Origin of the sequence: Polaromonas sp. C04, from assembly GCF_002002705.1 — a bacterium.
In the GTDB taxonomy this organism is placed as follows: Bacteria; Pseudomonadota; Gammaproteobacteria; order Burkholderiales; family Burkholderiaceae_C; genus Rhodoferax_A.
Map to the genome: position 1 here is coordinate 127,425 of NZ_MUNS01000025.1, position 23,539 is coordinate 150,963.

The following is a 23,539-nucleotide window of genomic DNA, read 5'->3' on the forward strand; positions in this document are numbered from 1 at the left end:
GTTACTACATGACTGCGGTAAGCGCAAGCCGCTCTTTGCTCGTTCGACGCTGCATCAACGGGACTTTGCGGTTCGACTCGTCGCCATGTCTGCGCTGGTCAAGGCCGCGCCGCGCGGTCAAAATGGCCTGGGCCGCCGATTCCGTGCGGTGACACAGGACACCATCATCATGACCACCGCAGGCAACTGGTTTTTCTGGGCCGCGATGTCGGCCTTTTTTGCGGCGCTGACGGCGATTTTTGCCAAGATCGGCCTGCAGGGCGTGGACTCCGACTTCGCCACGCTGATCCGCACCGCGGTCATCATCGTCGTGCTCACGGCCTTCGTTGTCGCCACCGGTAAATGGAGCAATCCCTGGGCGCTGCAGAACAAGACCTGGCTGTTCCTGACGCTGTCGGGGCTGGCCACCGGCGCCTCGTGGGTCTGCTACTTTCGCGCGCTCAAGATCGGCGATGCGTCCAAGGTTGCGCCGGTGGACAAGTTCAGCCTCGTGCTGGTGGCGATCTTCGCCTTTGTTTTTCTTGGCGAGCGGCCCGGTGCGCGCGAGTGGCTCGGCATCCTGATGGTGGGCGCCGGGGTCGTAGTGCTGGGGCTCAAGAAGTAGAGCAGGCCCCGCTTCAGATCACGCCCTGTGCCAGCATGGCGTCGGCCACTTTCACGAACGCGGCCACGTTGGCGCCATCCACATAGCTCACGCTGCCGTCGGCGTGCCGGCCGTGCTGCAGGCAGGCCTCGTGGATGCTGGTCATGATGCTGTGCAGGCGCGCGTCCACCTCGTCACGCGGCCAGGTCAGGCGCATGGCGTTCTGGCTCATTTCCAGGCCCGACGTGGCAACGCCGCCGGCGTTGCTGGCCTTGCCGGGCGCATACAGCACGCCGTGCCCCTCGAACGCCTTCACGGCCTCGATGGTGCAGGGCATGTTGGCGCCTTCGGCCACGCAAATGGCCCCATTCTTGATCAGGGTTGCGGCGTCATTGGCGTCCAGTTCGTTCTGGGTCGCGCAGGGCAGCGCCACGTCTACCGGCACATCCCAGGGACGCGCGCCGGCATGGAAGGTCGCGCCCGTGCGCGTGGCGTAGTCGCTGACGCGGCCGTACTGGTGGTTCTTGACCTCCATGAGTTCGGCCAGCTTGGCCGGGCTGAAGCCTTCTTCGTCCACCACGGTGCCACTGGAGTCCGACACGGTGACGACCTTGGCGCCCAGCGCCATGGCCTTCTCGACCGCGTACTGGGCCACGTTGCCCGAGCCCGAGACGCTGACGCGCAGGCCCTGCAGCGAGCGCCCGCTCTGCTTGAGCATTTCTTCGGCGAAGTACACGGTGCCGTAACCCGTGGCCTCGGGGCGGATCAGCGAGCCGCCAAAGCTCAGGCCCTTGCCGGTGAACACGCAGTCGGCGCGGTTCGTGATTTTTTTCATCATGCCGGTCATGAAGCCGATCTCGCGCCCGCCCACGCCGATGTCGCCGGCCGGCACGTCGGTGTCGGCGCCCACGTGGTGCACCAGCTCGCTCACGAAGGCCTGGCAAAAGCGCATGACTTCGCCGGGGCTCTTGCCCTTGGGGTCGAAGTCGCTGCCGCCCTTGGCGCCGCCCATGGGCAGGGTGGTCAGGGCGTTCTTGAAGGTCTGCTCGAAGGCCAGGAATTTCAGGATTGAGAGGTTCACCGACGGGTGCAGGCGCAGGCCGCCCTTGTACGGGCCGATGGCCGAGCTGTGCTGGATGCGAAAGCCGCGGTTCACGCGGACCTCGCCATGGTCGTCCACCCACGAGACGCGAAAGATGATGGCGCGCTCCGGCTCGGTCAGGCGTTCCAGCAGGCCCTGGCCGGCATATTTGGGATGTTTTTCAATGTAGGGCCACAGGCTCTCCATCACTTCGGTCACGGCCTGCAGGTACTCGCTCTGGCCGGGGTTGCGTTCGGCCACATGGCCCAGGAACGCGTGGAGGGTCTGGAATTTCATCAGCCGTCTTTCACTTAAATGGTGCATAAAGTCATGCAAAAGACGTATTTTGCAGGAAAAAATATCCCCATTTTGGTGCGCCGGCTATCCAGGGGGCACCCGGTGCCCCAAAGAAAGTGCTGAAACGGGCGCCGCAAAGGCGATGAGCGGCGATTCGCGCGCACCGCGCCGTGGCGTGGCGGTGTCACGGATGCCCACGGTCGAGGGCGATAATGTGAGCCAACACCTATGCTGCCGACCCTTTCCCAACCCCTTCTTCTTGAGCAGCCCGCATTGCCGGGGTTTTGCCAGGTCACCGAAGCCGTGCACGGTCTTGCTCATGCGTCAAGTGTGGGCGAGAGAGGCGCTATCTTTACGCGACGCGAGGTTGTGGATTTCATTCTCGACCTGGTGGGTTACGAAGCGCCCGAACCTCTCTACGAGCGCACCTTGCTTGAACCCTCGTTTGGTAGTGGTGATTTTTTGTTGCCGGCCATTGGGCGACTCCTTGCGAGTCGGAAGAAGGCTCTCGCTGAAGGCAAGAACGTCGGGCGCCTCGCGGGCTGTATTCGTGCAGTCGAGCTGCACCGGGACACCTTTGATCGAGGACGCGAAAAGGTTATTGGGATCCTGTGTCAGGAGGGCTTCTCCGCTACCGACGCGAGTGAGCTGGCAGACGCGTGGCTGATTCATGGCGACTTCCTGCTGGCGCAGTTGCCGGGGAGCTTCGATTTCGTCGTTGGAAATCCTCCCTACGTTCGTCAAGAACTCATCCCGGCTGCCCTGCTTCAGGAGTACCGCCGGCGTTTTCTCACGCTCTATGACCGGGCGGATCTCTACATTCCCTTTATTGAGCGGTCGCTTTGTCTGCTTGCTGAAGGCGGAAAACTAGGTCTTATCTGTGCGGATCGCTGGATGAAGAATCGCTACGGCGGACCCTTGAGAGCTTTGGTGGCAAGAAACTTCCACCTCCGGGCCTATGTGGACATGGTGGACACGCCGGCGTTTCATTCGGAGGTGGTTGCTTATCCGGCAATTACTCTCATCGCCAAGGAGGCGCCAGGCCCGACGCGTGTCGCAGCGCAGCCAGAAATTGAAGTGCAAGCACTCAAGACGCTAGCTCGGGCTTTGACGTTGCCCAATCCATCCGCCCTGGTTCATGAACTGCGCGACGTGACCAGCGGCGAAGCGCCTTGGGTCTTACATGCGTCCGAACGGACTGATTTGGTTCGTCGCATTGAGTCCGCTTTTCCCACACTTGAAGAAGCCGGTTGCAACGTTGGTATAGGTGTCGCAACGGGAGCGGACAAGGTCTACATCGGCATGATGTGTGACCTTGATGTGGAAGACGATCGCAAGATACCATTGGCAATGACCCGAGATATTGGGACGGGCCAGGTTGAATGGCGGGGATATGGGGTCATCAACCCATTCACTGATGAAGGTCCGCTTGTTGATTTGGTGAACTTTCCCCGACTGAAGCGTTATCTGGAAGCACACAAGCCGGCCATCGTGGGCCGGCACGTTGCACAGAAGGCGCCTGCGAACTGGTACCGCACTATTGATCGTATTACACCCTCGTTGGCAAGGCGGCCCAAGCTCTTGATTCCGGATATCAAAGGCGAGGCTCAGGTGGTGTTCGAAAATGGCATGCTCTACCCGCATCACAACCTCTACTTTGTGACATCGGATACGTGGGAGCTGCGCGCTTTGCAAGCGGTGTTGCTGTCCCGTTTGACGCGACTTTTTATCGCAACCTATTCGACGAAGATGCGGGGTGGTTTCTTGCGTTTTCAGGCCCAGTACCTTCGGCGCATCCGGCTTCCACGGTGGGAGAGCGTTGCAGCGCCGCTGCGCGAGCGGCTCATGCAGGCAGCAGTCGAGCTCGACGTTGACGCCTGCGATGAGGTAGTGGCAGTGCTCTATTCGTTGACGAAACAGGAGCGGGAAGTGCTCGCCGGCACACAGTAACGACAGGAAATCATGGCTCTTGATTTGGCGAACTACGAAAAGAAGACCAAGGACGCGGTGAAGGCTTTCTGGGGCAATCGGGAGAAGGCCAAGCAAAAACAGATAGGGCTTGGTAAGGTCGATCAAGGCGAGCGCTCCGGAATCACAGGAGGCAAAAATCTGGATGAGTTTATTGCGCTACTCCTTCGCCTGGTCAAGGCCAATGGGTTGGGTCACGCCGACATTCACCAGAGTCGGGCGCTTGTGACGTTGCCGGGGTTCTTTCGCCCGACCAAACTTTGGGACCTGGTCGTAATCCACAAAGGCCATTTGGTCGCGGCCATTGAGCTCAAGAGTCAAGTCGGCCCCTCGTTTGGTAACAACTTCAACAATCGCACAGAAGAAGCGATCGGCACAGCCCACGATTTTTGGACTGCCTACCGGGAGAAGGCTTTTGGAGAGCAGCCCAGGCCTTTTGTTGGCTGGTTGATGGTCGTCGAGGACGCTCCGCGCTCGCGGTCCCCAGTAAAAGATAAATCGGCGCATTTCCCGGTGTTCCCGGAGTTCCAGGGTGCTTCGTACCTGAAGCGCTACGACATTCTCTGTCAGCGGCTTGTTCTGGAGCAGCTCTACACGAGTGCGTCCGTGATTGCTTCACCCCGAAGCGCCGTCAAGACAGGTGCGTACTCTGAACTTTCAGAAATGACGGGCCTCAAGACCTTCGTACGATCTTTCGCTGCGCATATTGCCGCAGAAGCTGCGCGCTAGCGCCCGCGCAGGAATAGGCTGTCGAGCTCGCGGATCGTGACCTGGCGCCAGGTGGGCCGGCCGTGGTTGCACTGGTCGGAGCGCTCGGTGCGCTCCATCTGGCGCAGCAGCGCGTTCATCTCGTCCACTGTGAGGCGGCGATTCGCGCGCACCGCGCCATGGCAGGCCATGGTGGAGAGCAGCTCGTTCTGGGCGCGCTGGATCATGGTGCTGGCGTCGTGCTGTGCCAGTTCGGCCAGCACGCTGCGCGCCAGCTCCACCGCATCACCCTGCGCCAGCGAGGTGGGCACGGCGCGCACGGCGAGCGTCTTGGGCGAAAACGGCGTGATCTCCAGGCCCAGCATCCTGAGCGTGTCGGTGTGCGCCTCGGCCGTGGCGACTTCGTGCGCGGTGGCCGCGAAGGTGGCGGGGATCAGCAGTGGCTGGCTCGCGATGGCGGCGCTGTCCATCTGCGTTTTCAGGCGCTCGTAGACGATGCGCTCGTGCGCCGCGTGCATGTCCACGATCACCAGGCCCTGCGTGTTCTCGGACAGGATGTAGATACCCTGCAACTGCGCGAGTGCGCGACCGAGCGGCCAGTCGCCGGCGGGAAGCGTATCCGCAGCCGTTGGCCCGGAGCCTGGTTCATCCTGAACTTGTCGAGGGGGCAAAGTGCTGTCTTGAGCGCGGGAGGAGGCTTCGACAGGCTCAGCCCGAACGGTATTGGACAGGCCGATGCCAGTGTCAGTGCCGCCAAAGCGGCCAACCGCTGCAGGTGAACCCGACTGAGCGGCGGGGGGCCAGAGTGCCTCGAAATCGGAGACCCGGTGATTTTGATTTGCTGCGAAATCAATAGCGGGTTGTTCCCATGGCGTCTGGGCTAGAGGCCGATTTGACTCATATTCAGTCGCCGCGGAACCGGGGGCGACTGCGGGTGCCGCTGCCAGCGCGGCCGCTGCTGCCCGCGGCGCGGCCAGCGCGTTCTCGACCGCGTGGCGTACCGCCTGGTGCACTTCGCGGCTGTCGCGAAAGCGCACCTCGATCTTGGTCGGGTGCACGTTCACGTCGACCCGCGCCGGGTCGATTTCCACGTACAGCGCATACACCGGCTGGCGCTGGCCATGCAGCACGTCCTCGTAGGCACTGCGCGCCGCGTGCGTCAGCACCTTGTCGCGCACGAAGCGGCCGTTGACATAGCAAAACTGCTGGTCGGCGCGCGCCCGTGCAGCGTCGGGAATGCCGGCGCGGCCGCTCACGCGCACCGCGCCGGCGCGGTAGTCCACCGCCACCGACTGCGCGATGAAGTCGCTGCCCAGCACGTCGCCGAGCCGGCGCGTTCTCGCGGCATCGTCGCTGCCGCAGGCGCGCCACTGCTCGACCAGCCGGCCCTCGGCCCAGATGGCAAAGCCCACGTCGGGGCGCGCCAGCGCGTGGCGGCGCACGGCCTCGACGCAGTGCGCCTGCTCGGTCGCATCGGTCTTGAGGAATTTGCGCCGCGCCGGCACGCTGAAAAACAATTCCTTGACTTCCACCGTGGTGCCCGCGGCGCGCGCGGCGGGTTTCAGCTCGCCCGTGCGGCCATCCAGAAAATAAGCACTGGATTGGCCTGCAGCCCTTGACAGCAGGGCGCAGTCAGCTATGGAGTTGATAGCGGCCAGGGCCTCGCCGCGAAATCCCATGGTGCCGACCGATTCCAGATCGGCGAGGTTTCCGATCTTGCTCGTGGCATGGCGTTTGAGCGCGATGGGCAGCTCGCCTGCTGGAATGCCCGCGCCGTCGTCCTCCACCGAGATCAGCCGCACGCCGCCGGCCAGCAGCCGCAGCGTGACCTGCGTGGCGCCGGCATCGAGCGCGTTGTCCACCAGTTCGCGCACCACCGAAGCCGGGCGCTCGACCACCTCGCCGGCGGCGATCTGGCTGATCAGCTCATCGGGCAGTTCGCGGATCGGGCGGCGGGTGTCGGGAGGCATGGGATGGGAAGAAGACGCGTTCACCGGGCCATTTTAGGTTGCCGGGGATAATCCTTTCCCATGGAACTCATTGCTTTCGTGATCGACTTCATCCTGCACGTGGACAAGCACCTCGAGGCGTTTGTCACCAGCTACGGCCTGTGGGTCTATGCGCTGCTGTTTCTGATCATTTTTGTCGAGACCGGCCTGGTCGTCATGCCGTTCTTGCCGGGGGACTCGCTCCTGTTCGTGGCCGGCGCCATGTGCGGCGTGGGTCTGATGAACTACCCGCTGACGGTTGCGCTGCTGCTGGCCGCCGCGGTGCTGGGCAACCAGTCCAACTACACGATCGGCCATTATTTCGGGCCCCGGGTGTTCCAGTGGGAAGACTCCAAGTTTTTCAACAAGCGGGCGTTCGACCAGGCGCACAATTTTTACGAACGCTATGGCGGCATCACCATCGTGGCGGCGCGCTTCATGCCGTTCGTGCGCACCTTCGCGCCCTTCGTGGCGGGCGTGGCGCAGATGACGCGGCGCAAATTTACGCTGTTCGATGTGACCGGCGGCGCGCTGTGGGTGGGCGGCCTGGTCACCGTCGGCTATTTCTTCGGCAACATCCCGTTCGTCAAGGCGAATCTTGAAAAGGTGATCTGGGCGCTGATCCTGATCCCGGGGCTGTTCGTCCTGTTGGGCGCCTGGAAGGCGCGCAGAGGGCAGGCGGCATCGAGGTCAGCGGGTCAGAATTGATAATCAAGCATATTATTCAGACCCGTCAACCGCCACCATGCGAGGAGTGCCATGAACGCACCTCAGGCTTCAAGTTCTGCTCCTTCGCGCTGGAGCCCGCCGGGCTCCAGCCGCATTCCATTCTGGGCCTATACCGACGACCAGCTGTACCAGCGCGAACTGGAGGCCATTTTTTACGGTGCGCACTGGTGCTACGTGGGCCTGGAGGTCGAGATCCCGAATGTGGGCGACTACAAGCTGAGCCATATCGGCGAGCGCCAGGTGCTGATGGTGCGCGACCGTGTGGCCCCCGAAGACCGCGGTATAGATATTGGCATCCGTGTCGTGGAAAACCGCTGTGCGCACCGCGGCGTGCGCTTTTGCCAGAAGCTGCAGGGCAACGCGCGCAGTTTTGTGTGCCCGTACCACCAGTGGACCTACAAGCTCAATGGCGATCTGGCGGGCTTGCCGTTCAAGGACGGCGTCAAGGACGGTGACTGCGTCAACGGCGGCATGCCCGAGGGCTTCGAGCTCAAGGACCATGGCCTGACGAAGTTGCGCGTGGCCACCCTGCACGGGCTGGTGTTTGCCACCTTCAGTGACGAGACCGAGCCGCTGCAGGATTATCTCGGCCCCCACGTCATGCCGTGGCTGGAGCGCATCTTCAAGGGCCGCACGCTCACGCTGCTGGGCTACAACCGCCAGCGCATTCCGGGCAACTGGAAGCTGATGATGGAAAACATCAAGGACCCGTACCACCCGGGCCTGCTGCACACCTGGTTCGTGACCTTCGGCCTATGGCGGGCCGACCAGAAATCCCGCATGGTGATGGACGCGCAGGGCCGCCATGCGGTGATGATTTCCAGAAAGAACGAAGGCGGGCAGGCCGCGGTGACGCAGGGCGTGACCAGCTTCAAGGCCGGCATGACCTTGCACGACGACCGCCTGCTGGACGTGGTGCCGGAGCCGTGGTGGCGTATCCCCGACCCGTCGAATCCGGGCGCCGAGATCACGCCGACCGTGACCATGATCACGCTGTTCCCCAGCCTCATCGTCCAGCAGCAGGTGAACTCGCTGTCCACGCGCCACATCGTGCCGCGCGGTGCGGGCGAGTTCGATTTCGTCTGGACGCATTTCGGCTTTGCCGACGACACGCCCGAGATGACGCGGCGCCGGCTGCGCCAGTCGAACCTGTTCGGCCCGGCCGGCTTTGTCAGCGCCGACGATGGCGAGGTGATCGAACTGAGCCAGGGCGGTTTCCGGCAGTGGGGCGAGGGCGGCTCGACCCTGTGCGAACTGGGCGGCACCGGCACCGAGATGACCGAACACATGGTGACGGAGACCCTGATCCGCAGCATGTACGCCTACTGGAAGAAGGTGATGGCAGTATGAGTACCGACGCCCCGACCGCCGGGAGTATTGAAGCCCTGCTGCTGCAGCACCAGATCGACCAGCTCAACGCCGCCTACGCCGCCGTGCTGGACGAACAGCGCTTCGAGGCCTGGCCCGAATTCTTTCTGCCGGATGCAAGCTACAAGGTGCAGGCCAGGGAGAACTTCGACCGCGGCCTGCCGCTGGCGCTGATCGACCTGGAGAGCCAGGGCATGATGAAGGACCGGGTCTATGGCGTGACCCAGACGATCTTCCACACGCCTTACTACATGCGGCACATCGTCAGCCCCGCGCAGGTGCTGGCGGTGGACAACGGCATCATTCATGCGCAGGCCCATTACGCCGTGTTCCGGACCAAACCCGGCGGCGTGAGCGAGGTCTATAACGTGGGCCGCTACATAGACCGGATCGTGCGCACCGAGGCCGGCCTGCGCTTTCAAAGTCGCCAGTGCATCTACGACAGCGAGATGGTTCTCAACTCGCTGATCTACCCGATCTGAAGGCGCGCCCCGCGACCCGCAGTCGCACCGCTCACAACGCGCGGTTGCGCGCCAGCGGCGGATTTTTCGCAAAATAGCGCTGGATGCCGCGCATGATGGCGTCGGCCATCTTCTCCTGGTAGGCGTCGCTGTTGAGTTTGGCTTCTTCCTCGGGATTGCTGATGAAGGCGGTCTCGACCAGCACGCTGGGAATGTCGGGCGCCTTCAGCACGGCAAAGCTGGCCTGCTCCACGCGGCCCTTGTGCAGCTTGCCCACGTCACCGATCTCGCCGAGCAGCGCGCTGCCTAATTTGAGGCTGTCGTTGATCTGCGCGGTGGTGCTCATGTCGAACAGGGCGCGCTGCACCTGCACGTCCTTGGCGCGCACGTTCAGGCCGCCAATCAGGTCGGCCTTGTTTTCCTTGTCGGCCATCCACTTCGCGGCCGTGCTCGAGGCGCCGCCCTGGCTCAGCGCGAACACGCTGGCGCCGCGCGCCTGCGGCGTCAAAAACGCGTCGGCGTGGATGCTGACGAACAGATCGGCCTGCACGCGCCGGGCCTTTTGCACGCGCACCTGCAGCGGCACGAAGAAGTCGGCGTCGCGCGTCAGGAAGGCGCGCATCGGGTTGCCGTTGATGCTGGTGGCGTTGATGCGGTCGCGCACCAGGTGCGCAATTTTCAACACCACGTCTTTCTCGTGCGTGCCGGCGGGCCCGGTCGCACCGGGGTCTTCGCCGCCATGGCCGGGGTCGATCGCGACGATGATGAGCCGGTCGGTTCTGCCGCTCAAGACCGGTGCGGCGGCCCCATTGTTTGCTTCTTTTTGAGCCGTAGTCCTCGCGAAGTCTGGTGATTTTGCTATTGAAGTTGTAGCGTCCGCAACGCGCGGTGCGGCGGCGGGTTTGTGCATCTGGTTGGCCATCAGCTCGCCCAGCGGGTCGGTGGCTGCACTGGCGGCTTGCGCGGCGCCCGCGCTTTGCTGCTGGTCCTTGAGCCGCTCGGCAATCAGGGCTTCGAGCGGGTCGGCCGTGCGCGTGGGATACAGGTCGAACACCAGCCGGTACTGGTAGGCGGCCACCGGCGCCAGCGTGAACACCTGCGGCAGCGTGGCCTGCTTGAGGTCCAGCACCAGTCGCACCACGCCCGGCGCGTATTGCCCGACGCGCACGCCGCTGATGAAGGGGTCGTTGGAGGTGACCTTGCCCACCAGCTGGCGCAGTTCGGGGTTGAGGTCGATGCCGTCGATGTCCACCGCGAGCCGCGGCGGGTTCGGCACAAAAATCTGCCTGGCCTGCAGCGGCCCGTCGGATTCGATGGTGACGCGCGTGTACTCGGGCGCGGGCCAGACCCGCACCGCCACGATGGTGGCGCCGCGCGCAATTTGCTGCGCACCCAATAGCAGCACCAGCGTGCCGGATTTGAGCAGGCTGCGGCGGCTGAAGGGCTCGGCCCCGACGCTTGCCTGTGCAGGTGCTGCGCTGCGTTCGCGCGTCATGCCAGCAGTTCCCGCCCCAGCGGCGTTTGGGCGCTCAGGCTCACTTGACGTGACTCATCCAACATGGCTTCAATTTTAATAGCAAGGTCGGCGCGCGGGATGTACTTTGTTGCTTTTTCGGGCCATTCGGCGAGCTTCAATCCGGGGCTGGCAAAGATGTCGCGAAAGCCCGCGTCTTCCCACTCGCGCGGGTCGTCGAAGCGGTAGAAATCAAAGTGCCAGATGTGCAGGTCCGCGGCCTCGTGCGGCTCGACCACCGCATAGGTCGGGCTCTTGATGCGCCCATGCACGCCCAGCGCGTGCAGCAGATGCCGCACGACGGTGGTCTTGCCGGCGCCGAGTTCGCCGTGCAGCTCGATGAACGCATTGCGCAGCGCAGGGTGTGCGGCCAGCCGGCGCGCAAACGCGCGCGTGTCGGCCTCGGTCTGCCAGACGATGGCCTGCACCGCGACAGGGTCGGGCGTGCTTTCTACAATCATGGGGTGACGTTCCCTCGCATTAGCGACTCTCAGATCAACGGTCTCCAATTGGTGTCCCAGGTTCAGGTGTGGGCCCGCGAGCTGGGATTCTCCCAAATCGGCGTGGCCGGGGTGGATTTGTCGTCGGCCGAAGCGGGTTTGATGGCGTGGCTGGCCCAAGGGTTCCATGGCGACATGACTTATATGGCGGCACATGGTCTCAAGCGCGCGCGCCCGGCCGAACTGGTGCCCGGCACCGTCAGCGTGATCACGGCCCGCATGGATTATCTGCCCTCGGGCACGCCGCACGACTGGCAGGCGGTTGAATTCGAGCGCTTGCAGCGGCCCGGGGAGGGCATCGTCTCCGTCTATGCACGCGGCCGCGACTATCACAAGGTGCTGCGCGCGCGCCTGCAAAAGCTCAGCGAGCGCCTGGCCGGGCATCTGGGGCCGTTCGGCCACCGCGTGTTCACCGACTCGGCGCCGGTGCTCGAGGCCGAACTCGCCTCGCGCAGCGGCCAGGGCTGGCGCGGCAAGCACACGCTGGTGCTGAACCGCGATGCGGGCTCGATGTTTTTCCTGGGCGAGATTTATGTGGACGTGGCCCTGCCGCCGAGCGAGCCGGTGCCGGACCACTGCGGCAGCTGCAGCGCCTGCATCGACGTGTGCCCGACCCAGGCCATCGTCGCGCCGTACCGGCTCGATGCGCGGCGCTGCATCTCGTACCTCACGATCGAGCACGCGGGGCCGATTCCACTGGAGTTGCGCCCGCTCATCGGCAACCGCATCTATGGCTGCGACGATTGCCAGCTGGCCTGCCCCTGGAACAAGTTTGCGCAGCGCAGCGCCTTGCCCGACTTCGACGAGCGCGCCGGCCTGAGCGGCGCGCAACTCGTGACGCTGTTCGCGTGGAGCGAGGAAGAGTTCCTGCGCTACACCGAGGGCAGCCCGATCCGGCGCATCGGCCACGAGCGCTGGCTGCGCAATGTGGCGGTGGCGATGGGCAACGTGCTGCGCCGCGGGCACGATGCCATGCTGGTCGAGGCCCTGCACCGGCGCTTTGACGACGCGAGTGAACTGGTGCGAGAGCACATCGCGTGGGCGCTCGAACAATAGAAAAAATTGGCCTCTAGCCCTTGTGCGGTATAGGCATGTAGCTATCGGATCAATAGCGCCCGGCGCACGATTGTGTCTAACGCAGCAGCCCGAGCGCAAATGGCAGGCTGAGCATGCCCAGCACGGTCGAGAGCGTGACCAGCCCGGCCACATACGCGGCGTTGTAGCCCATGCGCGCTGCCAGCACGTAGCAGCTCGACGCCGTGGGCAGGGCCGAGAACATCAGCAGCACCGTGGCCTGCAGCGGCTCCAGCCGCAATAGCCGCGACAGGCCGAAGGCCACCAGCGGCAGCAGCAGGTGACGGATCGAGAGCATCGCCGCGGCCAGCGTTCTGGCGCGCGACAGATGACCCAGCTGCATGCCGGCGCCGGCCGCCATCAGCCCCAGCGGTACCGAAGCGCCGCCGATGCGCGTGACGGTGGGCTCCAGCCAGACCGGGATGTGCAAGCCGAGCAGGTTGCCGGCGAGTCCTGCGGCAGTGCCGAGAATCAAGGGGTTGCGCACCAGTTCGCGCGCCAGTCCGAGGTTGGCGTGGCGCGCCATCGGCCAGACGGCGCCGATATTGTTCAGCGGCACGGAGACCCCGATCAGCACGGACATCAACAGCAGTCCCTCGGGGCCCGCGAGCTTGCCGGCCAGCGCCAGACCGATGAACGAGTTGTAGCGAAATGCGATTTGCGCGCTGGCGGCGTGGTCCCGCGCATCGATATGCCGGCCGATCCACGGCAGCCAGGGCAGCGCATAGGCCAGCGCGATGCCGATCGCGATCACCAGCAGGCCTGCCGCCATCAGGTCCGACGTCGCGCCGAAATCGAGCGGACTCTTGATGATCGACTGGAACAGCAGTACCGGAAACAGGAAGTAATACACCAGGCCTTCCACCGGCTCCCAGACCGTGCGGTTGAGCGCGGTGTGGCGGCACAGCAGGTAGCCGCACAGGATCAGCGAAAAATCGGGGAACAGCAGTTGGGGGTAATTCACCGCGTCGAGAATAACCGCACGGCGGACTTTTTTTGTTATCTTCACCGCATGCACCCCGCCAGCCAGTCCAGCATCGACGCCTTCGCGGACGCGCTGTGGCTGGAAGAAGGTTTGTCTCCAAACACCTTGAGCGCCTACCGGCGCGACCTGAGCCTGTTTGCGGACTGGCTGGGCGGGGAGGAGCTCAGCCTGAACGACACGGCCGAGAACCATCTGAGCCGGTATTTTTCGCTCAAGCATGCGGCCACCAAGGCCACCACCGCGAACCGGCGCCTGACCGTGTTCAAGCGCTACTTTCGCTGGGCCCTGCGCGAGCGCATCATCAGCGCCGACCCGACCCTGAAGCTGCAGGCCGCGAAGCAGGCGCTGCGCGTGCCCAAGACGCTGACCGAGGCGCAGGTGGAGGCCCTGCTGGCGGCGCCCGATACCGACACCGCGCTCGGCCTGCGCGAGCGCACCATGCTGGAGCTGATGTACGCGAGCGGCCTGCGCGTGAGCGAGCTGGTCACGCTCAAGACCTTCAACGTCAGCATGAGCGACGGCGTGCTGCGCGTGCTGGGCAAGGGCAGCAAGGAGCGCCTGGTGCCGTTCGGCGAGGTCGCGCGCCTGTGGGTCAATCGCTACCTGACCGAGGCCCGCCCCGAGCTGCTGGCCGGCAAGCAGACCGAAGACCTGTTCGTGACGAACCGCGGCGCCAAGGCCGGCTCTGGCATGACGCGCGTCATGTTCTGGATGATCGTGAAGAAGCATGCGCGCGCCGCCGGCATCACGGCGCCGCTGTCGCCGCACACCCTGCGCCACGCCTTTGCCACCCATCTGCTGAACCACGGCGCCGACCTGCGCGCGGTGCAAATGCTGCTCGGGCATGTGGATATTTCCACCACCACCATCTACACGCACGTGGCGCGCGAGCGGCTCAAGCTGCTGCACGCCAAGCACCATCCACGCGGCTGACTTGCCCCACAATGGCAGTCTTTTGCTTCCCGAGGTTTTGACATGCTGCCCATTTCCCGCCGCTCTTCGCTCGCTGCCCTGTCGGTGCTGGCCCTGGCCCTGGCCCCGTTACCTGCACTCGCGCAGAGCTGGCCGTCCCGCCCCGTTCACATCGTGGTGGCGTACCCGGCCGGCGGCGTCGCCGATGCGGTGGCGCGGGCGCTGGGCGACAAGCTCGCCACGCAATGGGGCACGCCGGTGATCATCGACAACCGCGGCGGGGCCAGTGGCAGCATCGGCATGGACGCGGTGGCCAAGGCCGCGCCCGATGGCTACACCCTGGGTTTTTCTGCCATCAGCCCGCTCTCGCTCAACCCGCACGTGGGCAAACTGCCGTATGACCCCGTGCTCGACATCGCACCCGTCGCCAGCGTGATGTATTCGCCCGTGCTGCTGCTGGCCACGCCCGCAAGCACCAGCCGCGATTTTCGCGATCTGCTGGCCGCCGCCAAAAGCAGCCCCGGCGCCGTGCGCTGGGCCACCTCGGGGCAGGCCTCGCTCGGGCACATCATGCTGGCGCAGATCGAGCAGGCGGCCAAGGTGCAGATCACACACATCCCCTACAAGGGCGGCAGCCAGCAGATGGGCGATGCGCTCAGCGGCCAGTTCGAAATCCTGTCCATCAATGCCGGCGCGGCGGTGATGCAGCACGTCAAGGCCGGCAAACTGCGCCCGCTGGCCGTGGGCGCGCCCAAGCGGCTGGATTCGCTGCCCGAGGTGCCCACGCTGGCCGAGCTCGGTTATCCGCGCGCCAACCTGTCATCACAGTTCGGCGTTTTTGCGCCGGCGCGCACGCCGCCCGCGCTGCTGGAGCGGCTGAACCGCGCCATCAACCAGGCGCTCGCGCTGCCCGACCTGCGCAGCAAACTGCAGGCCACCGACAACGTTCCCACAGGCGGCAGCGCCGACGAATTCACCAAGGCCATCGCGCGTGAGTACGACAACATTGGGCGGGTCATCAAGGCGGGGCATATCAGGGCGCAGTGAGCGGGCTCGTTCGGCCGGTGAGCATCGAGCCGTCGTGAATCAATCCGGCGTTGCGCCGGGGCCGATATGGATGCTGCGGGCTTCAGGCGTTCCCCATCCGTCCGGCCCCTGAAGCCAGTGGATGCGCAGCGTGGCCGATTCCGGCAGCCACTCGATTCCCGGCGAGGCGAGTTCGATGTTGTCGCTGCAGCTCTCGAGCTTCACATGGAAGGTTTCGACAGCCAGCTTGCGGGCGATGGATGCGATACGCAGGAAGCGTTCCTGGCCGGCCTGGCAGTAAGACATTCCTCCCGAAATGGAGGGATAGCTGTCGATGAAGACAAGCGCCCGTTTGCCGATTTCGGCAACGACCTCGATGTTGTCCGGCGTGGCCCCAACCGGAATGGATGTGTCACGGACGACCCAGACGCTGTAGTGGGTTCCGGAAGGCGATTGAACTTCGAGCGGGGCCCAAGACTTTGCGGCTGTCCGGACAGCCGCAGGGTTGCTGCGACCTGGAACGGCCTCATCGGCCTGCGCTGTTTGAAATGCACACAGGGCCAGCAGCAGGCTAGCCCAGAACGTGATCCGCATAACAGACTCCGCTGTACATCCAGTGCGCCCCCGCTGCGCGGCCCTTCGAGTATTTGCCGCTGTCCCGGTTGTGCAGCGTCGCTTCGGTTTTGCCCGTGTTTTGCGCATCCGTCATGTCCCAGCCGATGTTGCCGGTTTTGGAGTCGCACAGGATGTTCGGCTTTCTTTTCCAGGCCCCCGCATTCGCGTCCCACACGTGATAGCTGCCCCCATTCCAGCGACAAACGGTCTCGTATTTGAGTTGCTCGTCGGTGTAGGAGCGGCCGCCTTGGGACAGGTAGGCGATCGCGCCGCTGCGTTTCTTGCCGAACAGCGCCAGTCCGCCGTCCACGTTCAGTTTCCAGTTCCAGGCTTGTTCGAAACTGGGCGGCGGCGTGGTGAGCTGGCACATGCCGAAGCCGTTGTCGAACGACTTGACGGGCTCGTTGCCTGCATTGAAGTGCCTGAATTTCGATTCTTGCGCCAGGATTTTGTCAAAGCCGGCGCCCGTGGTTGTGCTGGCCAGGTACTGGATGACGTCGCCGGCCACCGGGTTCGTTCCCTGGATCTTCACAGTGATGCTGGCCGTGTCGGTGCCGGCCTGCGCGCGCACCGTCAGCGTTCCGCCGAGGTTCGTGATGGCGGTCTTGGCGTCCCACTGATTTGCGTCGGTTGCGCTCTGGCCGGATCTGGAGAACGCGCCCCAGGTCACCGTCCAGAACCAGGTGTGGGCGCCGCTTGCATCCGTCTCGAACAGGACGCTGGGCCATTCGGGCGTCGGGCTGATGGTGAAGAGCTGATTCAACCGGGGTGTCCTGAAATTCATGACGGAACTCCTTTCGTGCCACTGATCGCCGCGATGCGCTACAGCAGCAGTGCGGCCAATTCTTCGTCGGTGAATCCGGCCCGCCTGCGCGCCGCGTCGTTGAAGGGCGGGTGCAGCCGGGGCGCGGCGTAGCGCTCTGTGAGCAGGCGGTAGTGCGCCACCGGCTCCAGCCCGCCTTGCGCGCACAGCCAGCGATACCACTGGTTGCCGATCGCCACGTGGCCGACCTCGTCGCGCAGGATGATGTCGAGGATGTCGACGGCCTGCAGAGCATCGGGCGTGCCCACCTGGCGCAGCTTGGCCTGGATCTGCGGCGTGGCATCCAGCCCGCGCGCCTCCAGCGTGCGCGGCACCAGCGCCATGCGGGCCGTCACGTCGTCGCCGGTTTTCTCGCACATGGCCCACAGGTTGTCGTGCCCGGGGAAGTCGCCGTAGTCCCAGCGCTGGCCGTTGTGCGCCAAGCCCTGCAGATGCGCGCGCAGCAGCGAGAAGTGAGAGGCCTCCTCGCTGGCCACGCGCAGCCAGTCGAGGTAGAACGCGCGCGGCATGCCATCGAAGCGCCAGACGGCGTCGAGTGCGAGGTTGATGGCGTTGAATTCGATGTGGCAGATGGCGTGCACCAGCGCGGCGCGGCCCGCCACACTGGCGGACGAGCGCCGGGGCACCTGGGCGGGGTGGATCAGCGCGGGCCGGGCGGGGCGGCCGGGAAATGCCGGCGCGCAAGACAAAGCCTTCATTTCCGCGCCGAGATGATCTGCTACCAAAAGAGTAGCTGACTGCGCATACAGGTCCTGGGCTGCAGCCACTTTTTGTTGTGGATCGGTGAGGCACAGGGCAGCCAGCGCACCGTGCCGCAGTTCGGGGCGCGGCGCCATCCCTACAATTCCATGTTGATCAGCATGATTGGAGTTTATATGGCGATTTATGAACTGGACGGCACGGTGCCGCGCGTGGCCGACTCGGCCTGGGTGGCCGACAGCGCCCAGGTGATGGGCAACGTGGAACTGGCGCAGGACGCCAGTGTGTGGTTTGGCGTGGTGATCCGCGGCGATACCGAGACCATCCGTATCGGGCGCGGCTCCAACATCCAGGATTTGAGCGTGCTGCATGCGGACATCGGCATGCCGCTCACGGTGGGCGAGAACGTCACGGTGGGCCACAAGGTCATGCTGCACGGCTGCACCATCGGCGACGAGTCCCTGATCGGCATTGGCGCGGTGGTGCTGAACGGCGCGAAGATCGGCAAGAACTGCCTGGTCGGCGCGGGCGCGCTGGTGACCGAGGGCAAGGAGTTTGCCGATGGCTCAATGATCATCGGCAGCCCGGCCAAGGCTGTGCGCCAGCTGACGCCCGAGCAGATTGCGGGCCTGAAGCTGAGCGCCCAGCACTATGTGGACAATGCCCGGCGCTTTCGGGCGGGCTTGAAGAAAATCGGCTGACCAGGATTGACACGTGTCTGAACTTCACAAATTCCTTTTTGACGGGCTGCCGGTGCGCGGCATGATCGTGCGGCTGACCGATGCGTGGACCGAGATCCTGCGCCGGCGCGAGTCCAACAACGCCACGGGCGCCTACCCGCTACCGGTGCGCGAGCTGCTGGGCCAAATCACGGCCGCGGGCGTCTTGATGCAGTCCAACATCAAGTTCAACGGCGCGCTGATCCTGCAGATTTTTGGCGACGGGCCGCTCAAGCTCGCGGTGGCAGAAGTGCAGCCCGACCTGAGCCTGCGCGCCACGGCCACGGTGGTGGGCGCGGTGGCGGCGGATGCCACGCTGAGCCAGCTGGTCAACGTCACGAATCACGGACGCTGCGCCATCACGCTCGACCCCTTGAGCAAGTTCCCGGGCCAGCGGCCCTACCAGGGCGTGGTGCCGCTGTTTGGCGACAGGCACGAGAAGCTGGAAAAGCTCAGCGAGGTGCTGGAGCACTACATGCTGCAAAGCGAGCAGCTCGACACGACGCTGGTGCTGGCGGCCAGCGACACCGTGGCGGCGGGTTTGCTGATCCAGCGCATGCCGGTCAAGGGCGAGGGCAACCTGGCCGGCAGCATGGTGAGCCGCGCCAACGAGGATGAAATCGGCCGCAACGAAGACTACAACCGCATCGCGACCCTGGCGGCCAGCCTGACGCAGGAGGAACTGCTGACGCTGGACGTGGATACCGTTCTGCGCCGCCTGTTCTGGCAGGAAAAGCTGGTGCGCTTTGCGCCGAGAACGGGCAGCGATGGCCCGCGCTTTGCCTGCAACTGCAGCAGCGAGCGCGTGGGCAGCATGATCCGGGGTCTGGGCCAGGACGAGGCCGCCAGCATCCTCGCCGAGCGCGGTGAAATCGAGGTGGGCTGCGAATTCTGCGGCAAGCAATACCGCTTCGATGCTATCGATGCGGCGCGGATCTTTACCGCGCCGACTGTCCAGCCGCCCGGCAGTTCAGCAACGCACTGAGTTCAGCGACGCCAGGGGCGCGGGGCGCCCTTACTTGGACTTGGTGACCTGCACAAAGATCTCGTTGGGCTTGACCATGCCGAGCTCCATGCGCGCCTTTTCTTCCACCATGTCCAGGCCCTGCTTGAGGTCGGCCACCTCGGACGCCAGCCGCTCGTTGGCGACCTGCGCCTGCGCGTTTGCAAGCTTTTGCGCCGCAAGCTTTTGCCGCATCAGCGTCACCTCGGGGATGCTGCCGCGGCCGAACCACAACTGCGCGTGAAATACCGCGAGCAGCGCGACCAGGATGACCGGAACAATGCGGGAACCCACGAAAGCGCCAACTCAACGCAGGTTGTAGAACGCCGCGCGGCCCGGGTAGCTGGCGATGTCGCCCAAATCCTCTTCGATGCGCAGCAGCTGGTTGTACTTGGCCATGCGGTCGGAGCGGCTGAGCGAGCCGGTCTTGATCTGGCCCGCGTTGGTGCCCACCGCGATGTCGGCGATGGTCGAGTCCTCGGTCTCGCCCGAGCGGTGGCTGATCACCGCCGTGTAGCCCGCACGCTTGGCCATCTCGATCGCGGCGAAGGTCTCGGTCAGGGTGCCGATCTGGTTGATCTTGATCAGGATCGAGTTGGCAATGCCCTTGTCGATGCCTTCCTTGAGGATCTTGGTGTTGGTGACGAACAGGTCGTCGCCCACGATCTGCACCTTCTTGCCCAGCTGCTGCGTCAGGTGCTTCCAGCCATCCCAGTCGCCCTCGGCCATGCCGTCCTCGATGCTGATGATGGGGTATTTGTCGACCCAGGTGGCCAGCATGCTGGTCCATTCTTCGGACGACAGCGTGAGGCCTTCGCCTTCGAGGTGGTACTTGCCGTCCTTGTAGAACTCGCTGGCGGCGCAGTCCAGCCCGATGGCAATCTGCTCGCCGGCCACGAAGCCGGCCTTGTCGATGGCGTCCAGGATCAACTGGATCGCGGCCTCGTGGTTGGCCACGCTGGGGGCAAAACCGCCTTCGTCGCCGACGGCGGTGCTGATGCCCTTGTCGTGCAGGATTTTCTTGAGCGCGTGGAACACCTCGGCGCCGTAGCGCAGCGCTTCGCGAAAGCTCGGCGCGCCCACCGGGATGATCATGAACTCCTGCAGGTCCAGGTTGTTGTTGGCATGCGCGCCGCCGTTGATCACGTTCATCATCGGCACCGGCAGCTGCATGCTGCCCATGCCGCCGAAGTAGCGGTACAGCGGCAGGCCGGACTCTTCGGCCGCGGCACGCGCCACCGCCATCGAGACCGCCAGCATGGCGTTGGCGCCCAGGCGCGATTTGTTCTCGGTGCCGTCGAGGTCGATCAGGGTCTTGTCCAGGAACGCCTGCTCGGAGGCGTCGAGCCCGAGCACGGATTCCGAGATTTCGGTGTTGATGTGTTCCACCGCCTTGAGTACGCCCTTGCCCCCGTAGCGTTTCATGTCGCCGTCGCGCAGCTCGATGGCCTCGCGCGAGCCGGTGGAGGCGCCCGAGGGCACGGCCGCGCGGCCCATGGTGCCGGACTCGAGCAACACGTCGCATTCCACGGTGGGGTTGCCGCGGCTGTCCAGGATTTCGCGGCCAACGATGTCAACAATTGCACTCATTCACTACGCTCTTTTCTGCTGGTTAAAGGGCTTCGACAGGCTCGGCCCGAACGGTTAAAAATCAGACGCCTTCCACCACGATCATTCGCATGACGGCAGCACCTTGTCGTGCCGCACGGGCCTTGCCGTATTCGGGGGAGTCGTAGAAGGCACGGGCCGCTGCGAGGCTGGGAAATTTCAGGACCACGACGCGCTCGGGCGTCCAGTCGCCCTCCAGCACCTGCGCCTTGCCCCCGCGCACGCAGACCTCGGCACCGTGCACCTGCATCGCGGCGCTGGAGAATTTTTTATAGTCTTCGTACTGCGCCGGGTTGGTCACGGTCACGTTGGCAATGATGTACGCACTGGTCATGATTAGGCGGAGAAGTCGTTTTCGAGAAAGCCGTTTTTCTTGGTCACGGCATCGAGCGCCATCAACGTTTCGAGCAGCGCCCGCATGTGTTTGAGCGGCACGGCATTGGGTCCGTCGGACAGCGCCCTGGCCGGATCCGGGTGGGTTTCCATGAAGACGCCTGCCACGCCGACGGCGATCGCCGCGCGCGCCAGCACAGGCACCATCTCACGCTGGCCGCCGGAGCTGGTGCCCTGACCGCCGGGAAGCTGCACCGAATGGGTTGCGTCGAACACCACGGGCGCGCCGGTCTCGCGCATGATGGACAGGCTGCGCATGTCGGACACCAGGTTGTTGTAGCCAAAGCTGGCGCCGCGCTCGCAGGCCATGAAGCTGTCCTCGGCGAGGCCTTTTTCCTTCGCGGCCGCACGCGCCTTGTCGATCACGTTCTTCATGTCGTGCGGCGCGAGGAACTGCCCCTTCTTGATATTCACGGGCTTGCCCGACTGCGCCACGGCGCGGATGAAGTCGGTCTGGCGGCACAGGAAGGCGGGCGTTTGCAGCACATCGACCACGCCGGCCACCTGCGCAATCTGCTCCTCGGAGTGCACGTCGGTCAGCACCGGCACGCCAAGCTCGCGTTTGACCTTGGCCAGGATTTCCAGGCCCTTGTCGAGGCCCGGGCCTCGAAACGTGCTGCCGCTGGAGCGATTCGCCTTGTCGAAGCTGCTCTTGAAGATGAAGGGGATGCCCAGCGCCGTGGTGATTTCCTGCAACGTGCCGGCGGTGTCCATCTGGAGTTGCTCGGACTCGATCACGCACGGGCCGGCGATCAGGAAGAAGCGGTGCTCCAGCCCGACTTCGAAGCCGCACAGTTTCATGCTCAGGCCACCACTTTCAGGTTGGTGCCAGCGACGGGATGTTCGGGTGCGACGGTCTGGTCGCGATGCGCCAGGGCGGCGCCAATGAAGGCATTGAACAGCGGGTGGCCGGCCCACGGCGTGGACCTGAACTCGGGGTGGAACTGCACGCCCATGAACCACGGGTGCACGCTTTGCGGCAGCTCGATGATTTCGGTCAGGTGCTCGCGCTGCGTCAGGGCAGAAATCACCAGCCCTGCCTTGCGCAGCGTGTCGAGGTAGTTCACATTGGCTTCGTAGCGGTGGCGGTGCCGCTCGGTCACCACGTCGCCGTAGATCTGGTGCGCCAGCGTGCCCGGCGCGACATCGGAGCTTTGCGCGCCCAGGCGCATGGTGCCGCCGAGGTCGGAATTCTCGTCGCGCGTATTGATCGTGCCGTCCTTGTCTTTCCATTCGGTGATCAAGGCGATGACGGGGTTCGGGGTGTCGGGTTCGAACTCGGTGCTGTTGGCATCCTTGAGGTGCGCCACGTCGCGTGCAAACTCGATGGTCGCGACCTGCATGCCCAGACAGATGCCCAGGTACGGCACCTTGTGCTCGCGCGCGAAACGGGCCGCGCAAATCTTGCCTTCGATGCCGCGTTTGCCAAAGCCGCCGGGCACCAGCACCGCGTCGAATTTGGCGAGTTGGTCGATGTTCTCGGGCGTGATGGTTTCCGAGTCGATATAGCCGATCTTCACGCGCGCATGGTTGCGCATGCCGGCATGGCGCAGCGCCTCGTTGAGCGACTTGTAGCTGTCGGACAGGTCCACGTACTTGCCAACCATCGCGATGTTGACTTCGCTTTGCGGGTGCTCGGTCTCGTGCACCAGGTCGTCCCAGCGCTTGAGGTTGGCGGGCGGCGTGTTCAGGCGCAGCTTGTCGCAGATCAGGCCGTCCAGGCCCTGCTCGTGCAGCATGCGCGGCACCTTGTAGATGGTGTCCACGTCCCACATCGAGATCACACCCCACTCGGGCACGTTCGAGAACAGCGAGATCTTGGAGCGTTCTTCCTGCGGAATCGGGCGGTCGGCGCGGCAGATCAGCGCGTCGGCCTGGATGCCGATTTCGCGCAGCTGCTTGGCGGTGTGCTGGGTCGGTTTGGTCTTGAGTTCGCCGGCGGCGGCAATCCAGGGCACGTAGCTCAAATGCACGAACGCCGAGTTGTTCGGGCCGAGCTTGAGGCTCATCTGGCGCACCGCCTCGAGGAAGGGCAGCGACTCGATATCGCCCACCGTGCCGCCGATTTCGACGATGGCCACATCCACGCCGGCGGCCCCGCGCATGACGAACTCCTGGATTTCGTTGGTCACATGCGGAATCACCTGCACGGTCTTGCCCAGGTAGTCGCCCCGGCGCTCTTTTTCGAGCACGCTTTTGTAGATCTGGCCGGTCGTGAAGTTGTTGACCTTGCCCATGCGCGTCTCGATGAAACGCTCGTAATGGCCCAGGTCGAGGTCGGTTTCGGCGCCGTCATCGGTCACGAACACTTCGCCGTGCTGGAACGGCGACATGGTGCCCGGATCGACGTTCAGATAGGGATCGAGCTTGATGAGGGTGACCTGCAGGCCCCGCGATTCGAGGATCGCGGCTAAGGAGGCTGAGGCGATTCCCTTGCCCAGGGAGGACACCACACCGCCGGTGACGAAGACGAATTTGGTCATGTC

24 protein-coding genes are annotated in these 23,539 nt (G+C 64.4%); 11 read left to right on the forward strand and 13 right to left on the reverse strand.

Features of this window, described 5'->3' with window-relative positions; translation table 11 throughout:
* The first annotated feature begins 169 nt into the window (after positions 1 to 169).
* Positions 170 to 604 carry an EamA family transporter gene (locus tag B0E49_RS06935; RefSeq protein ID WP_077561541.1) on the forward strand — a complete coding sequence of 145 codons (435 nt, stop codon included), beginning with the start codon at positions 170 to 172 and terminating at the stop codon, positions 602 to 604.
* A 13-nt stretch (positions 605 to 617) separates the two neighbouring features.
* Here the strand turns inward: B0E49_RS06935 and gdhA are convergent, their stop codons facing one another.
* Complete coding sequence (gene gdhA / locus B0E49_RS06940) at positions 618 to 1,961, reverse strand: NADP-specific glutamate dehydrogenase (RefSeq protein ID WP_077561455.1); 1,344 nt, start codon at positions 1,959 to 1,961, stop codon at positions 618 to 620.
* A gap of 228 nt (positions 1,962 to 2,189) precedes the next feature.
* Between gdhA and B0E49_RS06945 the strand changes: the two genes are divergently transcribed.
* Both B0E49_RS06945 and B0E49_RS06950 read left to right on the forward strand, forming a co-directional pair.
* Positions 2,190 to 3,911, forward strand: a complete 1,722-nt coding sequence (locus tag B0E49_RS06945; RefSeq protein ID WP_077561456.1) for an Eco57I restriction-modification methylase domain-containing protein — start codon at positions 2,190 to 2,192, stop codon at positions 3,909 to 3,911.
* A 12-nt stretch (positions 3,912 to 3,923) separates the two neighbouring features.
* Positions 3,924 to 4,658, forward strand: coding sequence for a PaeR7I family type II restriction endonuclease (locus B0E49_RS06950; RefSeq protein WP_077561457.1), 735 nt, complete (start codon positions 3,924 to 3,926; stop codon positions 4,656 to 4,658).
* On the opposite strand, the gene mutL is transcribed toward B0E49_RS06950, so the two are convergent.
* The gene (mutL, locus tag B0E49_RS06955; RefSeq protein ID WP_077561458.1) at positions 4,655 to 6,607 is read right to left on the reverse strand and encodes a DNA mismatch repair endonuclease MutL; all 1,953 of its coding nucleotides are present in this window, start codon (positions 6,605 to 6,607) and stop codon (positions 4,655 to 4,657) included. The two genes, B0E49_RS06950 and mutL, sit on opposite strands and share 4 nt — an antisense overlap.
* A gap of 60 nt (positions 6,608 to 6,667) precedes the next feature.
* Between mutL and B0E49_RS06960 the strand changes: the two genes are divergently transcribed.
* From B0E49_RS06960 to B0E49_RS06970, 3 genes are read left to right on the forward strand one after another with little or no spacing between them, the layout of a single operon-like run.
* Positions 6,668 to 7,333 (forward strand): DedA family protein, encoded by a 666-nt coding sequence (locus B0E49_RS06960; RefSeq protein ID WP_077561459.1) that lies wholly within the window; start codon positions 6,668 to 6,670, stop codon positions 7,331 to 7,333.
* Between the two features lie 51 nt (positions 7,334 to 7,384).
* The gene (locus tag B0E49_RS06965; protein ID WP_077561460.1) at positions 7,385 to 8,704 is read left to right on the forward strand and encodes an aromatic ring-hydroxylating dioxygenase subunit alpha; all 1,320 of its coding nucleotides are present in this window, start codon (positions 7,385 to 7,387) and stop codon (positions 8,702 to 8,704) included.
* A complete protein-coding gene (locus tag B0E49_RS06970; protein WP_077561461.1) occupies positions 8,701 to 9,204 on the forward strand; it encodes an aromatic-ring-hydroxylating dioxygenase subunit beta in 504 nt (167 codons plus the stop codon). Before B0E49_RS06965 ends, B0E49_RS06970 begins: the two co-directional genes overlap by 4 nt.
* 31 nt (positions 9,205 to 9,235) lie before the next feature.
* On the opposite strand, the gene B0E49_RS06975 is transcribed toward B0E49_RS06970, so the two are convergent.
* The gene (locus B0E49_RS06975; RefSeq protein WP_077561462.1) at positions 9,236 to 10,678 is read right to left on the reverse strand and encodes an N-acetylmuramoyl-L-alanine amidase; all 1,443 of its coding nucleotides are present in this window, start codon (positions 10,676 to 10,678) and stop codon (positions 9,236 to 9,238) included.
* Complete coding sequence (tsaE, locus tag B0E49_RS06980) at positions 10,675 to 11,157, reverse strand: tRNA (adenosine(37)-N6)-threonylcarbamoyltransferase complex ATPase subunit type 1 TsaE (RefSeq protein ID WP_286137860.1); 483 nt, start codon at positions 11,155 to 11,157, stop codon at positions 10,675 to 10,677. Before tsaE ends, B0E49_RS06975 begins: the two co-directional genes overlap by 4 nt.
* Positions 11,158 to 11,208: 51 nt before the next feature.
* Between tsaE and queG the strand changes: the two genes are divergently transcribed.
* Positions 11,209 to 12,252 (forward strand): tRNA epoxyqueuosine(34) reductase QueG, encoded by a 1,044-nt coding sequence (gene queG / locus B0E49_RS06985; RefSeq protein WP_174571075.1) that lies wholly within the window; start codon positions 11,209 to 11,211, stop codon positions 12,250 to 12,252.
* Positions 12,253 to 12,328: 76 nt separating this feature from the next.
* On the opposite strand, the gene B0E49_RS06990 is transcribed toward queG, so the two are convergent.
* Positions 12,329 to 13,234, reverse strand: a complete 906-nt coding sequence (locus B0E49_RS06990; protein WP_077561542.1) for an AEC family transporter — start codon at positions 13,232 to 13,234, stop codon at positions 12,329 to 12,331.
* Between the two features lie 48 nt (positions 13,235 to 13,282).
* On the opposite strand from B0E49_RS06990, the gene xerD reads away from it, so the two are divergent.
* Positions 13,283 to 14,188: a site-specific tyrosine recombinase XerD gene (xerD, locus tag B0E49_RS06995; protein ID WP_077561465.1), complete on the forward strand. Its 906-nt coding sequence runs from the start codon at positions 13,283 to 13,285 to the stop codon at positions 14,186 to 14,188.
* 42 nt (positions 14,189 to 14,230) lie between these two features.
* Positions 14,231 to 15,214: a Bug family tripartite tricarboxylate transporter substrate binding protein gene (locus B0E49_RS07000; RefSeq protein WP_077561466.1), complete on the forward strand. Its 984-nt coding sequence runs from the start codon at positions 14,231 to 14,233 to the stop codon at positions 15,212 to 15,214.
* Positions 15,215 to 15,253: 39 nt separating this feature from the next.
* On the opposite strand, the gene B0E49_RS07005 is transcribed toward B0E49_RS07000, so the two are convergent.
* The 3 genes from B0E49_RS07005 to B0E49_RS07015 are packed head-to-tail and all read right to left on the reverse strand — an operon-like array spanning position 15,254 to position 17,467.
* Positions 15,254 to 15,787 (reverse strand): hypothetical protein, encoded by a 534-nt coding sequence (locus B0E49_RS07005; RefSeq protein WP_077561467.1) that lies wholly within the window; start codon positions 15,785 to 15,787, stop codon positions 15,254 to 15,256.
* Positions 15,765 to 16,592, reverse strand: coding sequence for a hypothetical protein (locus B0E49_RS07010; protein ID WP_144264474.1), 828 nt, complete (start codon positions 16,590 to 16,592; stop codon positions 15,765 to 15,767). Before B0E49_RS07010 ends, B0E49_RS07005 begins: the two co-directional genes overlap by 23 nt.
* Positions 16,593 to 16,630: 38 nt before the next feature.
* Positions 16,631 to 17,467: a ferritin-like domain-containing protein gene (locus tag B0E49_RS07015; RefSeq protein WP_077561469.1), complete on the reverse strand. Its 837-nt coding sequence runs from the start codon at positions 17,465 to 17,467 to the stop codon at positions 16,631 to 16,633.
* 39 nt (positions 17,468 to 17,506) lie between these two features.
* Here B0E49_RS07015 and B0E49_RS07020 point away from each other — a divergent pair, with 39 nt between their 5' ends.
* Positions 17,507 to 18,031 (forward strand): gamma carbonic anhydrase family protein, encoded by a 525-nt coding sequence (locus B0E49_RS07020; protein ID WP_077561543.1) that lies wholly within the window; start codon positions 17,507 to 17,509, stop codon positions 18,029 to 18,031.
* Between the two features lie 13 nt (positions 18,032 to 18,044).
* On the forward strand, positions 18,045 to 19,034 hold the full coding sequence (hslO, locus tag B0E49_RS07025; protein ID WP_077561470.1) for an Hsp33 family molecular chaperone HslO: 990 nt from the start codon (positions 18,045 to 18,047) through the stop codon (positions 19,032 to 19,034).
* A gap of 30 nt (positions 19,035 to 19,064) precedes the next feature.
* Here the strand turns inward: hslO and B0E49_RS07030 are convergent, their stop codons facing one another.
* The 5 genes from B0E49_RS07030 to pyrG all read right to left on the reverse strand — a co-directional run bounded on the left by B0E49_RS07030 (position 19,065) and on the right by pyrG (position 23,536).
* Entirely contained in the window at positions 19,065 to 19,346 is a 282-nt protein-coding gene (locus B0E49_RS07030; RefSeq protein WP_077561471.1) for a septum formation initiator family protein, read from the reverse strand.
* Positions 19,347 to 19,358: 12 nt separating this feature from the next.
* On the reverse strand, positions 19,359 to 20,642 hold the full coding sequence (eno, locus tag B0E49_RS07035) for a phosphopyruvate hydratase (RefSeq protein WP_077561472.1): 1,284 nt from the start codon (positions 20,640 to 20,642) through the stop codon (positions 19,359 to 19,361).
* 61 nt (positions 20,643 to 20,703) lie between these two features.
* Positions 20,704 to 20,994, reverse strand: a complete 291-nt coding sequence (locus B0E49_RS07040) for a DUF1330 domain-containing protein (protein WP_077561473.1) — start codon at positions 20,992 to 20,994, stop codon at positions 20,704 to 20,706.
* Positions 20,995 to 20,996: 2 nt separating this feature from the next.
* On the reverse strand, positions 20,997 to 21,854 hold the full coding sequence (gene kdsA / locus B0E49_RS07045; RefSeq protein ID WP_077561474.1) for a 3-deoxy-8-phosphooctulonate synthase: 858 nt from the start codon (positions 21,852 to 21,854) through the stop codon (positions 20,997 to 20,999).
* A 2-nt stretch (positions 21,855 to 21,856) separates the two neighbouring features.
* The gene (gene pyrG / locus B0E49_RS07050) at positions 21,857 to 23,536 is read right to left on the reverse strand and encodes a CTP synthase (RefSeq protein WP_077561544.1); all 1,680 of its coding nucleotides are present in this window, start codon (positions 23,534 to 23,536) and stop codon (positions 21,857 to 21,859) included.
* Between the last annotated feature and the right edge of the window lie 3 nt (positions 23,537 to 23,539).

Coding starts and splice junctions, on each gene's coding strand:
- B0E49_RS06935 (WP_077561541.1), top strand. CDS start 170: ATGACCACCGCAGGCAACTGGTTTTTCTGGGCCGCGATGTCGGCCTTT.
- gdhA (WP_077561455.1), bottom strand. CDS start 1,961: ATGAAATTCCAGACCCTCCACGCGTTCCTGGGCCATGTGGCCGAACGC.
- B0E49_RS06945 (WP_077561456.1), top strand. CDS start 2,190: ATGCTGCCGACCCTTTCCCAACCCCTTCTTCTTGAGCAGCCCGCATTG.
- B0E49_RS06950 (WP_077561457.1), top strand. CDS start 3,924: ATGGCTCTTGATTTGGCGAACTACGAAAAGAAGACCAAGGACGCGGTG.
- mutL (WP_077561458.1), bottom strand. CDS start 6,607: ATGCCTCCCGACACCCGCCGCCCGATCCGCGAACTGCCCGATGAGCTG.
- B0E49_RS06960 (WP_077561459.1), top strand. CDS start 6,668: ATGGAACTCATTGCTTTCGTGATCGACTTCATCCTGCACGTGGACAAG.
- B0E49_RS06965 (WP_077561460.1), top strand. CDS start 7,385: ATGAACGCACCTCAGGCTTCAAGTTCTGCTCCTTCGCGCTGGAGCCCG.
- B0E49_RS06970 (WP_077561461.1), top strand. CDS start 8,701: ATGAGTACCGACGCCCCGACCGCCGGGAGTATTGAAGCCCTGCTGCTG.
- B0E49_RS06975 (WP_077561462.1), bottom strand. CDS start 10,678: ATGACGCGCGAACGCAGCGCAGCACCTGCACAGGCAAGCGTCGGGGCC.
- tsaE (WP_286137860.1), bottom strand. CDS start 11,157: ATGATTGTAGAAAGCACGCCCGACCCTGTCGCGGTGCAGGCCATCGTC.
- xerD (WP_077561465.1), top strand. CDS start 13,283: ATGCACCCCGCCAGCCAGTCCAGCATCGACGCCTTCGCGGACGCGCTG.
- B0E49_RS07000 (WP_077561466.1), top strand. CDS start 14,231: ATGCTGCCCATTTCCCGCCGCTCTTCGCTCGCTGCCCTGTCGGTGCTG.
- B0E49_RS07005 (WP_077561467.1), bottom strand. CDS start 15,787: ATGCGGATCACGTTCTGGGCTAGCCTGCTGCTGGCCCTGTGTGCATTT.
- B0E49_RS07010 (WP_144264474.1), bottom strand. CDS start 16,592: ATGAATTTCAGGACACCCCGGTTGAATCAGCTCTTCACCATCAGCCCG.
- B0E49_RS07015 (WP_077561469.1), bottom strand. CDS start 17,467: ATGGCGCCGCGCCCCGAACTGCGGCACGGTGCGCTGGCTGCCCTGTGC.
- B0E49_RS07020 (WP_077561543.1), top strand. CDS start 17,507: ATGGCGATTTATGAACTGGACGGCACGGTGCCGCGCGTGGCCGACTCG.
- eno (WP_077561472.1), bottom strand. CDS start 20,642: ATGAGTGCAATTGTTGACATCGTTGGCCGCGAAATCCTGGACAGCCGC.
- B0E49_RS07040 (WP_077561473.1), bottom strand. CDS start 20,994: ATGACCAGTGCGTACATCATTGCCAACGTGACCGTGACCAACCCGGCG.
- kdsA (WP_077561474.1), bottom strand. CDS start 21,854: ATGAAACTGTGCGGCTTCGAAGTCGGGCTGGAGCACCGCTTCTTCCTG.
- pyrG (WP_077561544.1), bottom strand. CDS start 23,536: ATGACCAAATTCGTCTTCGTCACCGGCGGTGTGGTGTCCTCCCTGGGC.